We start from the raw sequence: 13,190 nt of genomic DNA on the forward strand, positions 1-13,190 counted from the left end.
CACGGTGGATCCAAACCCTTTGCGCATCGAGCATCTTACTTTCTCCTACACCGATACGCTTGTACTCGATAACTTGAACTTGACACTCGTGCCGGGGGAGATGGTCGTGTTGCTAGGTGCGAATGGAGCGGGTAAGACAACTCTGTTGCGAACCATTGCACGGCAATTAGAGCCAGACTCAGGGACGATTTGGATCGATGAATCCGATATCCATTCCTTCACGCGGCGCTCGCTCGCTCAGCGAGTTTCGCTCATGCCTCAATTCGAGCATCGCGACACGTCCTTGACGGTGCACGAAGTGGTTATGCTGGGCCGAGCGCCCCATGCGGGGTGGTACAAGCCTTGGTCCACTCTCGATGCAAGCTTGGTGAGAGAGTCGTTAGAAACGACAGGAATGTGGGGGTTGCGAGATAGAACGCTCGACACTTTATCGGGAGGCGAATGGCGCAGGATGATCCTCGCACGTTCGTTGGCTCAACAAGCCCGAGTGCTCCTGCTCGACGAGCCCACTGCGGGACTCGATCTCCGCTATCAGTACGAGTCCTTGCGCAAAATTCGCATGCTCGTGAAGTCTCGGCAGCTTATTGCTCTCCTGTCTATTCACGACCTGCAGCAATCTGCCATGTTTGGCGACAAAATCGTATTGCTCGCCTCGCAACGCCTCATCGCGTTCGGAGCACCATCCGAGGTCCTCACGGCCCCTCTGTTAGAGCAGGCATTTGGGATCCGTGTTCAAGTCTTCACGAATCCCATCAACGGCTTGCCCACCATTGTTCCTGTCGAAACTTAAGCGGCGAGGAACCGGCCACACCTGCCTCCTCGGAAAGGGATCTAGGTTACAATACGAAGAGCTTCTCGAACTCGTCCATTCCCACCTTTCCCGACTCACTCGAGTCCCCACATTGGGGCTTCCACCAACGAGCGTTCCTCCTATGAGCCGATTCCAATTCGCTTTCCTTCCTGTTTTCCTATCGTTTGTTTTCTCGTTGTTGCCATGCGTTACTCTTCATGGGGAAACACCACCCGTTCGGGTGATGAGTTTCAATCTGCGTTACGGTACGGCCAAGGACGGTGACAATCATTGGGACCATCGCAAGGAGCTTTTGATTGAGACCATTGCTCAGTTCGACCCGGATCTGCTAGGAACTCAGGAAACCCTTGCTTTTCAAAAGGAGCATGTCGCGACCCAACTTCCCTTTCTGGAGAGCTTTGGAGTCGGACGAGACGATGGTTCGAACGAAGGTGAAATGGCTGCCCTTTTCTTTCGCAAGGATCGATTTGAGAAGCTCTCTGGCGGTCACTTTTGGCTAAGCCCGACGCCCGACAAGATCGGGTCCCAAGGTTGGGATGCAGCGCTTCCGCGCATCGCGACGTGGGTCAAACTACGCGATCGACTTTCCCCCGACGCCTTGCCGATCCTGTTCCTCAACACGCACTTCGATCACCGCGGGAGCGAAGCTCGCTACGAGTCGGCCAAGCTGATTCGTGCCAAGGTCGCCGAGTTGGGAGCGGGACATCGAGTCGTCGTGACAGGTGACTTCAACGCAGGTGCCCAAACGAAACCCCACGATGCCCTCTTCCGCGAAACCGTCGACAGCGAGGGGGATATCAAACTGCTTGATACCTTTGCGCATTCGGAGAGTCCGCAACCAGATTCTGACGAAGGGACCTTCTGCAATTTCAACGTCGCGAATAGGAAAGGGGCAAGGATCGATTGGATCGCAGTTTCCCAACATTGGTCGATTCGAACGGCTCGCATCGATCGAACGCATCAAGAGGGGAGAACACCGTCGGATCACTTCCCCGTCACCGCAATCCTTCGCGAAGCATCTCCACAGCGAACCTTTCGTGCAATGACCTACAACATCCATCACGGTCGAGGGATGGACGAAAAGGTAGATCTACGACGGATTGCCAAGATCCTTCGCGATGCGGATCCCGATTGGGTTGCTTTGCAGGAAGTCGACCAAAACGTCACGCGTTCCGGCGGAGTCGATCAAGCGGCAGAATTGGGACGATTGACCGATATGTACGTCGTCTTCGGAAAAGCGATCGACCTACAAGGCGGGGCATATGGGCAGGCTCTGTTGTCGAAGCATCCGTGGAGCGACCATCGTGTTCAGCAGCTCGCCAATCTTCCAGGACGCGAACAACGTATTGCCTTGATCGGCACAACCAGCGACGGGAACCGCTCGGTCCAAGTCATCGGTACGCATTTGGACCACGCCCATGAACCCCTTCGGATTCAACAAGCCGAGGAACTTGCGGGGATATCGCTCCAGGAAAAGAGTCTCGGAATCCTCGCTGGCGACATGAATGCCGTGAAGGATTCGGTCCCCATGCAGAATATTCTCGGGGCATGGCCAACCCCATCCTACGATGCCGCCATCGCGACGATTCCTTCCCAAGACCCGAAAAGACAAATTGACTTTGTACTGGTAAAGGGGGCGAAGGAGGGAGCGGAATTTCGGCCCCGCTCCATCTCGACTGAGGCCTCTGACCATCTCCCGCTTGTACTGGAATGGCCTCGCTAACCGCAAAGCCTTCGAATCATCTTTTTCTCAGTAACTCAGTATTCTCCATTCAAACTAGTGAGTTCCTCACCATTATGAAACGTCGCTCTTTTCTCGCCGGAACAACTCTCTGCACCGCTGCCTGTTCCGTATCCTCTCTGCGGGCTATCGAACCTTTTCAACGATTGAAACCGGCGCAATTGCGGCTGAGTCTGGCCGCATATTCGCTACGGGATTTGCTGACCAAACCGGATTCGGGTTGGGATCTTTTCAAGTTCGTGGATTACTGCCATGAACTCGGTCTACCCGGTGCCGAGCTGACCAGTTATTACTTTCCCAAAGAAGTCACTACAGAATACTTGGTCGAGCTCAAGCAGCACTGCCATCGCCGAGGCGTAACGATCTCGGGCGGTGCCATTCGCAATGACTACTGCCAGAAGGATGAGGCAAAGCTGCAATCCGATATCGAACATACGAAGCTTTGGATCGATCGCTACGCTATTCTTGGTGCACCTGCCATTCGGATCTTCGCAGGTAATCAGCCCAAGGGGGATGAATGGGCCCCCACGGTCGAACGATGCGTCAAAGTCTGCGAGACAGTTTCCAAATATGCGGCCACGAAAGGCGTTTACTTGGGGCTCGAAAACCATGGTGGTGTAACCGCCAAGGCGGAGGGGCTTTTAGAGATTGTGAAGAAGGTCCAAGCGCCGTCGTTCGGTATTAACTTTGATTCAGGAAATTTCCGATCCACTTCGGATCCTTACGCGGAGCTTGCTCAAATCGCCCCTTATGCCATCAACGCGCAGATCAAAGTGGATATCTATCCGGACGGTAAGCACGAACAAACCGACTTGAAGCGAGTCGTGCAGATTCTTAAAGACTCCCACTACAGCGGCTGGGTCGCGCTCGAATACGAGGCGAAGGAGCCTGCATTAGAAGCTATCCCCAAGTGGATCGGGCAGCTCAAGCCACTCATGGCCTGAGGTGAGTCAGCAACCGCTTGCTTCTTCATTCCTGCGCGTCTTTATTCCAGGGAGATGCAAGATTGCAGCTCGTTGGGTTGGGAACCGATTTGGTCCGACACGTTCTCAGTGCTGGTCCGGGGAGAACTCTGGCCAGTATTCCGGTAGCGGTGCCACGACATCGATGCGTTGTTCCTGCGTGGGGTGCTCAAACGCCAGACGGCGACAGTGCAATCCGATTCCTTCGATCATACGGCGTGTGGCTCCGTATTTCCGATCGCCGATAATGGGGCAACCCAACGCCGTCAGTTGGGCGCGAATCTGATGTTTACGTCCTGTGATGAGTTCAATTTCTAGCAATGTCCCGCGATCCGTCTCTCCCAGGGTTCGGTATCGCAGCTCTCCCTTTTGAGATTGTGGTTGCTCTCGCGCGAAAGCCCGCGTGATGGCCTCGCGATCGTCCCGAACAAGCCAATGCACCAATGTGCCATCGGGTTTTGGTGGATGGTCCTCTACGAGAGCCCAATATAGCTTCAAAACCGTCGCGGCTCGTAATTGTTCATTGATCCTCGCAGCCGCTTTACTTGTTCGCGCGAAGGGGACGGCGCCCGTGACCCATGAATCCAGTCGGCTGACGACCCCGAGGAAAACATTACCAGGCTTGTTGTATTTCTCTTTGAGATAGCCCTTTCCCCAATCGAGCAAGCTAAGTTGATCGGGCGAGGCCCCTTGGACCACCCAACCTGACGGTTTGTTGACGATCAGCAAGTGATTGTCTTCGTAAAGAATCGGAATGGTCGTCATGCGATGGGGGTTGGTTAAGCGAACGCGATGCGAGGTTGGTAATCGATTTCGCGATGGTACGCTTCGGCAATGGTCAGAAGTTTGGATTCGGAAAGGGGTGCACCTTGCAGTTGCAGTCCCATAGGCAAACCGTTGGAGTGAACTCCCATCGGAATAGAAAGAGCTGGAATACCGGCTAAGTTCGCGCTGACGGTGTAGAGATCCTCGAGATACATTTGGACGGGATCGTCTTTCTTGGCTCCAAGTTCAAAGGGAGTGGTAGGAGTCGTCGGACCGAGGATCGCGTCGACTTGTTCAAAAGCGGCATCGTAGTCCTGTCGAATCAGGCGGCGGACTTTGAGTGCTTTCAAGTAATAGGCGTCATAGTATCCGGCACTCAAGGTGTAGGTACCGAGCATGATGCGGCGTTTCACTTCGCTTCCGAAGCCTTGGGAGCGAGATCGTTTGTACATAGCGACCAGGGGACTTTCGCTGGAGCCCTGATTTTTATCGGGCTCTGCTCGAAACCCGTAGTGGGCACCATCGTAGCGAGACAGATTGCTACTCGCCTCGCTCGGCGCGACAATGTAGTAAGTCGGGATGGCGAATCGGTGGTGGGGTAGTTTTAACTCGACGACTTGACAGCCAAGCTTCTTGTAGAGATCAATCGCCTCCACGAGTTTCTTACGAATCTCGGGATCTAACCCAGGGGAAGCGAGATGTTCCGGAACGAATCCGATTCGGTAGGGGGCAACCGGTTGATCGGCCGCTGCTGAGAATCGCTCGCTGTCGACCTGGAGACTTGTGGAATCTCTCGGGTCGTGTCCGGCAATCGCCTCCAATACCAAGCCGAGATCGCGCACGGTAAGTCCGAACGGGCCCGCTTGATCCAAACTGCTTGCATAGGCGATGAGCCCGTAGCGACTGACCCGACCATACGTCGGCTTCAATCCACACACACCGCAATAGGCGGCAGGCTGTCGGATCGAGCCCCCGGTGTCGGTGCCGATGGAGGCGGCCGCTAGACCCGCAGCCACGCTGGCTGCAGAACCTCCGCTGCTACCACCGCATGTCCTGTTCAAATTCCATGGATTGCGGCTGGGGCCTTGGTAGCCTGTTTCCGTCGAGCCACCCATGGCGAATTCATCCAGGTTAGTCTTGCCCAGCAGGACCGCATCGGACTGTTGTAGTTTTTCGATCACATGCGCGTCGAATGGCGACATGTAGCCCGCGAGCATCTTCGACGCGCAGGTGGTCGGCATGCTGCGAGTGCACAGAATATCCTTGACCGATATGGGGATCCCGGCCAATACGCCCATCGATGCACCCTTGGCTCGCTTCGCATCGACATTTTCGGCGGCTCTGAGAGCGTTTTCGGGGTCGACATGCAAATACGAATGGATGTCGGTATCCAGCTTGGCGATGCGATCCAAATAGTGTTGCGTTAGCTCTCGGCTGGATAGGGATCGATCGTCGAGCTGGCGTTGGATGGATGAAAGGGATGTAAGGTCCATAGATGTGAACGAGATAGTCTTGGAAGGGAGGAAGCCGAATGCGACCTCTTAGGTGCACCGCATTGCAATAGAGCCAGCCCTATGGCTTGGGTGGAAAGCCGTACCGACCTCGGATCTGCTCCCAAGATGCCTTGAGAGAGTCGAGCAATCGGCCCACATGGCCGGAAGCCATGAAGACGCGGCTGCTGACTGCGGATTGGGGGTAGAAGTTCGTGATGAAGTCAAAGCTGAATTCGTACGGGCCATGACCGATCATCACGGCGTTCGCATACGCCCCGCTCAAGATCTCGTCTCGCAACTTCAGTTCGTCGTAGACTTCCTGCGGATTCTGGCGACGAGGGCCTTGGTTGGGAGGGCCTTGGTTTGGAACGCCTGGATTTGGCGGTGGGTTCGCAGTCCCTCCGCCGGGTGGGGAGCCGGCATGAACATCGATCGAGTTGGATTCTAACGACGATTGGAGCGGTCCAGCCCCTTTTCCAATGGAGCCCGTCGAGGAATTCGCATTCATCTCCGAGTTGGGGGTGGTTTTGGGAGATGGGTTAGCCTCTTCACCATCGAGTCCGAGTGAATCCTCGGAAAAGTTTGGTTCGAACGGATCGTGATCAGGAGCAACTGCCTCTTGGGGCGAGGTGGGGGTCTGGACGATAGGGCTCGGCGAACCGGGTAGTTCGCCATAGCGTTGCCGAAACAGTTCGATGTTGGTGGTCAGCGCATCGATGAACTGGGGCATCACCAAATGGGGGAGCACGACGCGGGAAACGACGCAACTGGGTCGGGGTAGATTTCGAACAAAGTCCAGTACGAATTCCGTTCCGCCGGTCACGACGATCACACCGGTGCTCAGTTCCCCGCGAGCTACATGTTCGGGAACGCGCGCTCGGACGGCGGGCATATTTTCCATGGGGTCGGGTCGGTCGTCGGAATTCGGTGGAAACGCCATGCTAAAAACCAAACGTTGGATGGGATCAATCCAGCAGAAGAAAGATCAGGATGATACCATATTCGATCCCGCTTGCACCGGACACCATCCGGTTAATCTCGGTAGCTTGCCCGCCCTTTTTGGTTCGAATTCCCTCCCCCCCTGAACCTTGCCATGAAGAATCAGCCTGACAAACTTGACCGGATTGCTTCCCATTCGGTTTCTTCCTCGCGCAGACAATGGCTTGCAGCCGCAGGGGCTTGCGGATTGGTTTCGGCTGGCAGTTCCGCTTCCAACGCCACCTCGGTCTCCCCGCTCGGCACCAATCCAATCGTTGTTGAAAACCAACATGAGGGAACGTTGAACTGGAAGCTGGAGAAGATTCGCATCGAGCCAGTATCCAAGTACCGATGTCCCTGGGTGGAAGGCTACGCGTCGCATGCAAGTGTTCAGTCGGGTGAGACGCTTCAATTGATGATTAGCACCGCGACTCCCACGACAGTCGAGGTTGAGTTGTTTCGTTTAGGGTACTACCAAGGATTAGGGGGCCGAAGCGTAGGACGCTATGGCAACGTCGCGTGCAAGCCGCAACCTATGCCATCGATGCGAGAGAATCGCTTGATGTTTTGTGAGTGGGAGCCGTCTCTCGAGATTCGAATCCCCGAAACTTGGACCAGCGGCGTCTATGTGGCGAAACTCACGGAGGGGACGGAAGGATTGCAAAGTTACATCATCTTTCTTGTTCGAGATCAACGACGGTCTGATCTGATGTTTCAATGCAGCGATCACACGTGGCAGGCCTACAATCGTTGGCCTTCGCAGTTCTCGCTCTACGATGATGGAGTGAATGTTTGGCATTGGGGGGATGCGTCGCGCGTCAGTTTTTCAAGGCCCTATGGGAAGTACTGTCAGATTCTCGACGCTCCCCTTTCGTTGGGCTCGGGAGAGTTTTTTCTTTGGGAATTCCCGTTTGTTTTTTGGTTGGAACAGCAGGGCTTCGATGTGCAGTATGTCTCGAACACCGATACCCATCGCGACCCTCAAACACCCCTTCGAAGCCGCGGATTCTTGAGCGTCGGTCATGATGAGTACTGGACCCTCGAGATGTTTCGTCATATGCAATCGGCCGTCGAGCAAGGAACGAGCATTGGATTCTTTAGCGGAAACGCTGTCTGCGGAAGAGTGGAATGGGAGGAAGCAACTCGTTCGTTTCGAAGGACGGGAGTATTCGGGCCGCCGGGGGGAACGCGCGAATTCGACGCGATGTCCAGCTTGAAACACGAGAGACCCTACGCCAACGAGCTGATCGGAGCTCATAGCACAGGGCCAGTTACTGGTGGAGCGGACTGGGTCTGTTCCGCCCCTCAGCACTGGATCTATGAAGGGACGGGGATGCAGCGGGACGATCGCATCCCCGGATTAATCGGTTGGGAGTACCACGGTGACCCTGCATCGATCCCTGGACTGGAGATCGTCGCGACGGGACCTACTCAATCGGCTCCTGGCGTTTTAAATGGCGGCACTTATACCGCAACAGTTTATCCTGGCCCCAAAGGGAACTTCGTGTTCAACGCAGCAACTTGCTGGTGGGCCGATGGGCTTAGTGCCCCTCCCGGTTACCAAAGCCCCAGCGTTTATACCTCACCTCAGGGAGTCGATTCGCGAGTGCAGCAGATTACCAAGAACATTCTCGATCGCATGCTGCGTCCGAAATGACTGCTCGGGGTAAGTCCTTCTTCGCCCCGCTGCTCCTGAGTTCTACCTACGACTTATCGCTCTCGCGGTTTTGGCATGAAATCGGTGATGGTCACCCGCGGAGGACGCGGTGGATCGCGGAGTTGGTCCTGTGTCGCTGGTGACAATGACTATATTTCTAAGTGATGGCGCTCCCAAAAGGTGGGTGCCCCAAAACACCGATGCTCCCTCTAATTAGGTGGGTGCCTTCTATTCCATTATTCGCTTCTCGCATCCAGGTGAATAATAAGGGCAGAACTTGGTTGCTGCGAAAAGGAGAAAGGCGACTGAAAACCGAGGCTTGTGCCGCGATTCATGTAGTAACCCCACATGGATCTACAGGATGGACAGGATAACAACCCTGTCTTCTGAAGATCCTGTGCATCATGTCCCTCCGTGTTCCTGACCGTTCCTCCAATCAGCCGATTCTCTCTTTAGGCAAGCCGGTGCTAAGACTCAACGCGATGGTAAAGAATCGGGGCTAATGCTACTTGCTAGATCCCCTTTGGACCGATCCACTTGGCTGCCATCTTGCGGCCCCTCGAGCGATAGACTCGCAGGGAATTACCCCCACAAAAAAACCATAGAGAAAATGCAGGGAAAACCAACTTGGGTCGTCCCTGTGCCCCTGCATCGCCGGACCCGTTTAAGGAGTTGGTTTAGTTCTTATTGGTCAAGAAATATTCAACTCGCGATCTCAATTCAGACTTCAGTCGCTCTCGCTCATTTCCCGCTTTCGCTAGGGAAATCACCTTTATCAATACGATTTAATTTTTGTGCGGAAGCATCGAGAGATTTTGCTTCAGTCGGACAAAAAGTCGTCTCGCCAACGTCCTTGGCGAAGACCCGCAAATATACGTATAACATAATCATCAAGTAGCCGAACGTGCCCATTGGGTTAGGATCCAATCTAGAAATGCTGTTCATTTCATCTGACAACTTCCCCGTCGGATCCACTAATCGGTAAAAAATTGGGATACAGAATGCTACAACACCAATAATAAAGACATCAAGAAGTCTTCGCTTTCGAACAAGAATATAGTCGCTTTTATTCACTTCTAGTACCTATTTATTCACAGTTGGATATCGTCTGCCTTCGCATTCTTTGAATGCGTCCCAAGCTCCTGCTTTCGCAGTAACCATCCAAAGATGTAGACCGCTTATTCTTCCAGCTTCGTACGCCGCTGCTGACGATCCAATTACCGCTGTTGCATTGGCGAAAGCAACGGCAGCATCGCCGGTTGCACGCGCATAGAGCGCCTCAACATTAAAGATACAGCTGGCATATTGGAACGGGCCCCAATATGTCGCTCGATCAATAGTTTGGCAAAAGGCCAACCCTAAATTGCGCACCCTATCAGCGGCCGCCAAAGCCTGTTGGTATCTTTGATGGATCTGAATACTCCAGAACTCAACCAGGGATCGCACTTCTTCCTCGATTTCAATTAATTGTTGTTCGTATATGGCGTCGATTTGAGCAATCATTCCATCATAGATCTTCCTACAATCCTCTACACAAAGTCCTTCAGGATCAGTCGCAATTAGTTCGAAGTAAACTCGGTACAGCGATAAACCATCCTTATACCCGATCGGATCCCTCCCCATAAACCTCCCCGAGAGCCCGCTCATCCACCTAGCCCGGAAGTGATACAGCCCAAGCGTTTGATCCCATTCACGTCCGGTGTGCGTATAGTGATTGTTAATCGCCGAACTCGAGAGTACCGAGCCTGAACCATCAAGGATCGTTGGCTGGCCGTAGGCCGTGTAGGCGTAGCGCTCTGCTACGTTGCCCGAAGAAGAGGTTACTGCCGTGATGCTGTACTGCTGGTTGCTTTGGTAGCGCCAAGTGGCAGTGGTGGCTTCAGCAGGGGACGGACCAACGCTGGCGTGGATGGAATGCACATGGAAGTGCGGCCAAGCAGGAGCAGAAGCTTCGGTGCAACCGAAGGTTGCGTTTGGCTCTCCCGGGCGGGGGCGCGCGGAGCAGAGATCTGGAGATGTTTCAAGCATGGCGTTTTGGGGGTGCATGGCGGCTATTGTAACCAATCCCAACGCCGCTTGCAGCGCTTTCGAACCGAGGATTGAATCCTCGAAAATTCTGGCCCCCTTCGCCCCCGGCTTTGCGGGGGAGAAGGGCTGGGGATGAGGGGGAGAATGTGCAATGTCATATGCCTGGTTCGCTAGTCCGAAACAGCTACTAACCCACTGGGGTCCCGTGCTTCAAGCTTCGGTGCAAACCCACAGAGATCACATCGATTTCGCCGCGTTTTCTTTCGTCCCTACCGGGACTAAAAGATCTTTGCGATCGAGCGAAAGGCGTAGGCACCTTTCTTGGTCGATTCGTTGATCCGATCGTAAGAGCTGATTCATGAACTGCTTGCGCATTCAGACGTGTACGCCTATCGGCTGACTGTTAAACGAAGAGGGTCCACTGTCGGTCCACTCCCACCTGCTCGTCAACAATTAGTTTAACAGTCAGCCGCAGGCGTACACGCACCACCGAAGGTGGAGTCTACGCACGGATCTTCACTTGCTATTACAAATCTACTTCCATGCACTCGGTGCATCCTCTTGCTCGCAAGCGGCTCGTTGGCCGCCATCTTGCGACCGCTCGAGCGATAGACTCGGGGGAATTACCCCCACAAAAAACATAGTGAAAATGAAGGGAAAACCAACTTCGGGCATTCCCTGCCCCCGCATCGGCGGACCCGTTTAATGAGTTGGTTTAGTTTTTATTGGTGAACACTACTTGTGACCGTTCGGTTTTGCAAGTTTTGCCTCGCAACGATCGAACAAGAACCCAAGTCTCTTTATATGCTCAGGGTTTGCATCTCTAAGCATCCTAATCTCGTTCAGTAAGGGCTTTGACTCGCGGGGGGCATCGAGAGCAAAAGCCGTCAAAGCAAATCCTATGATTTGCTCATGCTTTATGCTCAGGACACTTCGCATGATCGAGCGGAAACGCTCTTCGGTACTGCGACTTAAGTTAGACTTTGCTTTCGACGCGATCAAGATGGCATATCCACGAATCCCGCGTTCGGTCGTTTTTTGCCAGAACGGATCATCCAAGTGTGGTTCACCAATTAAAGAAGTTAACGCATCTGCCAATGCATCAATTGCGACGTCGATGTCGTTTTCCTCCGCGTTACTTGTGACGTGGACCATTGCTGAGAACTTTTGTCTTGGTGTTCCATTTGACAATAGTCTTAGAGAATTCGAATACTCCTCTGTTGGCATAACAATCCTACCTCGAGGTCGGGTTTTCGGGATCTTCCTTCATCTGAGTCGTATCCGTATCGCGTGACCGCGGGTCAGTGTACATTTGAAACGGGAGCATATCATGACAGCTCTCGACGGTCTCTATTCGGCAGTTCTTAGGAGTACCACCGTTGCCCTCAAGTGCGTTCGTAAACTCACAGCACCAACAGTAATCTGGACCTCTACCGAGATTAGGAGGATCAACTACACCACAAACTCTCGCACATGCTCTCGCAAATTGATCAGCATTGTCGATGCAACTTTGTCGAGCTTCACCCGTCAATAAATTGCAAGCTTGGTACATCGCCGTCGCGATCTCCATACAATTTCGACACTCGTTATCTTGAACTCTAGGACCAACGTCAAATATAGGTATAGGACGTCGATCAGGGGCTACTATTTCAGGCACCGCAAGAGGTGGATTAGGATTGTTCACTGGCCCCAGTATCGGCCCTAGTACCGGCCCCGTTCCAGGTGTCGGAAAATCAGGGAGAGTTGGGCTTGATCTTGGAAGCCTAGGAAAGTAAAGGATAGTCCGATTTTCCCAAGTCGGTGCGGTTCCGGGAGCAAACCAATCACCTAACGGGTTGGTAGTCCTACCGCCCCCTATTTTACCCGATCCAGAGTTTCCCCCTCGGATTCGACGCAGCCCACTAGGATCACAAGCATTTGTTGGACCTTCTCCAACGAACCCATACAAAAGAGCCTCCCCGCCCCAGAAGCCAATCGGATCCCTCCCCATAAACCTTCCTGCGATCCCGCTCATCCACCTCGCACGGAAGTGATACAAGCCAAGCGTTTGATCCCATTCACGTCCTGTGTAGGTGTAGCGATTGTTGATCGCAGAACTCGAGAGGATCGAGCCTGAACCATCGAGGATGGTTGGCTGGCCATAGGCGGTGTAGGCGTAGCGTTCCGCTACGGAGCCCGAAGATGTCGTTACTGCCGTGATGCTGTACTGCTGGTTTCTTTGCAGATAGTGAATCGTTCCGCTGGTACCAGCTGCCTTGCGCACCACCGGTTCGTCGATGTAGCTAGCGACCACATAGCGATGCGTTGGCGAGCTAGGAGCATCCCCATATCCGTAATCGGCGATCGTCTGCTGGTCATGCTGCACATGGACGAAGGAACCGGAGGTTCCTTGTCGTGCTATGCGTCTTCCCAGTGCGTCGTACTGGAACGTGACATCGTTCGAGCCGTTGTTGTCCACATCGGCGCTCTTGAGCTTGTTGTCGAAGTCGGGGAGCAGGCCGGAGGCTGGAGGCGAGAGGCTAGAGGAAGAAAAGGAACAGGAACAATCAGGAAATAGGTGACGCGAGTGGGGCAGGACATGGGGGGTGCGGTTCTGCGCTGTGCCATTGGTGGTGATGCTGTTCCAGTCACCCACACTGGTAAGACTCCACGATTGGGTAAACGTTCCGCTGGCACGTGCGAAGCCGGTGAGACGGTCCTCGTCGTCGTAACTGGTGCCTGCTGAAGGTAACCCGTAATTGCTCATGGGAAGAAG

The 13,190-nt window shown here is 53.9% G+C and carries 11 protein-coding genes; 4 read left to right on the forward strand and 7 right to left on the reverse strand.

The window, feature by feature from the left end:
- Positions 1–4: 4 nt before the first annotated feature.
- The 3 genes from SH467x_RS15560 to SH467x_RS15570 all read left to right on the forward strand — a co-directional run bounded on the left by SH467x_RS15560 (position 5) and on the right by SH467x_RS15570 (position 3,496).
- Positions 5–790 carry an ABC transporter ATP-binding protein gene (locus SH467x_RS15560; protein ID WP_482368026.1) on the forward strand — a complete coding sequence of 262 codons (786 nt, stop codon included), beginning with the start codon at positions 5–7 and terminating at the stop codon, positions 788–790.
- Positions 791–932: 142 nt separating this feature from the next.
- Positions 933–2,534 carry an endonuclease/exonuclease/phosphatase family protein gene (locus tag SH467x_RS15565; protein WP_482368027.1) on the forward strand — a complete coding sequence of 534 codons (1,602 nt, stop codon included), beginning with the start codon at positions 933–935 and terminating at the stop codon, positions 2,532–2,534.
- Between the two features lie 74 nt (positions 2,535–2,608).
- Positions 2,609–3,496, forward strand: a complete 888-nt coding sequence (locus SH467x_RS15570) for a sugar phosphate isomerase/epimerase family protein (RefSeq protein WP_482368028.1) — start codon at positions 2,609–2,611, stop codon at positions 3,494–3,496.
- 105 nt (positions 3,497–3,601) lie between these two features.
- Here the strand turns inward: SH467x_RS15570 and SH467x_RS15575 are convergent, their stop codons facing one another.
- The 3 genes from SH467x_RS15575 to SH467x_RS15585 all read right to left on the reverse strand — a co-directional run bounded on the left by SH467x_RS15575 (position 3,602) and on the right by SH467x_RS15585 (position 6,712).
- Positions 3,602–4,279 carry an RluA family pseudouridine synthase gene (locus tag SH467x_RS15575; RefSeq protein ID WP_482368029.1) on the reverse strand — a complete coding sequence of 226 codons (678 nt, stop codon included), beginning with the start codon at positions 4,277–4,279 and terminating at the stop codon, positions 3,602–3,604.
- 14 nt (positions 4,280–4,293) lie between these two features.
- Positions 4,294–5,772, reverse strand: coding sequence for an Asp-tRNA(Asn)/Glu-tRNA(Gln) amidotransferase subunit GatA (gatA, locus tag SH467x_RS15580; RefSeq protein WP_482368030.1), 1,479 nt, complete (start codon positions 5,770–5,772; stop codon positions 4,294–4,296).
- 79 nt (positions 5,773–5,851) lie between these two features.
- A complete protein-coding gene (locus tag SH467x_RS15585) occupies positions 5,852–6,712 on the reverse strand; it encodes a DUF3467 domain-containing protein (protein ID WP_482368031.1) in 861 nt (286 codons plus the stop codon).
- A gap of 153 nt (positions 6,713–6,865) precedes the next feature.
- Here SH467x_RS15585 and SH467x_RS15590 point away from each other — a divergent pair, with 153 nt between their 5' ends.
- Positions 6,866–8,407, forward strand: coding sequence for a N,N-dimethylformamidase beta subunit family domain-containing protein (locus SH467x_RS15590; RefSeq protein WP_482368032.1), 1,542 nt, complete (start codon positions 6,866–6,868; stop codon positions 8,405–8,407).
- A gap of 741 nt (positions 8,408–9,148) precedes the next feature.
- Here the strand turns inward: SH467x_RS15590 and SH467x_RS15595 are convergent.
- From SH467x_RS15595 to SH467x_RS15610, 4 genes are all read right to left on the reverse strand, one after another.
- Positions 9,149–9,481 carry a hypothetical protein gene (locus SH467x_RS15595; protein ID WP_482368033.1) on the reverse strand — a complete coding sequence of 111 codons (333 nt, stop codon included), beginning with the start codon at positions 9,479–9,481 and terminating at the stop codon, positions 9,149–9,151.
- A 9-nt stretch (positions 9,482–9,490) separates the two neighbouring features.
- The gene (locus SH467x_RS15600) at positions 9,491–10,435 is read right to left on the reverse strand and encodes an RHS repeat domain-containing protein (protein WP_482368034.1); all 945 of its coding nucleotides are present in this window, start codon (positions 10,433–10,435) and stop codon (positions 9,491–9,493) included.
- A gap of 735 nt (positions 10,436–11,170) precedes the next feature.
- Positions 11,171–11,590 carry a hypothetical protein gene (locus tag SH467x_RS15605; protein ID WP_482368035.1) on the reverse strand — a complete coding sequence of 140 codons (420 nt, stop codon included), beginning with the start codon at positions 11,588–11,590 and terminating at the stop codon, positions 11,171–11,173.
- 79 nt (positions 11,591–11,669) lie between these two features.
- Positions 11,670–13,181 carry an RHS repeat domain-containing protein gene (locus SH467x_RS15610; RefSeq protein ID WP_482368036.1) on the reverse strand — a complete coding sequence of 504 codons (1,512 nt, stop codon included), beginning with the start codon at positions 13,179–13,181 and terminating at the stop codon, positions 11,670–11,672.
- Between the last annotated feature and the right edge of the window lie 9 nt (positions 13,182–13,190).

This window comes from Brakhagea slesvicensis, assembly GCF_052161625.1.
GTDB lineage: Bacteria > Planctomycetota > Planctomycetia > Pirellulales > Pirellulaceae > JBKCUI01.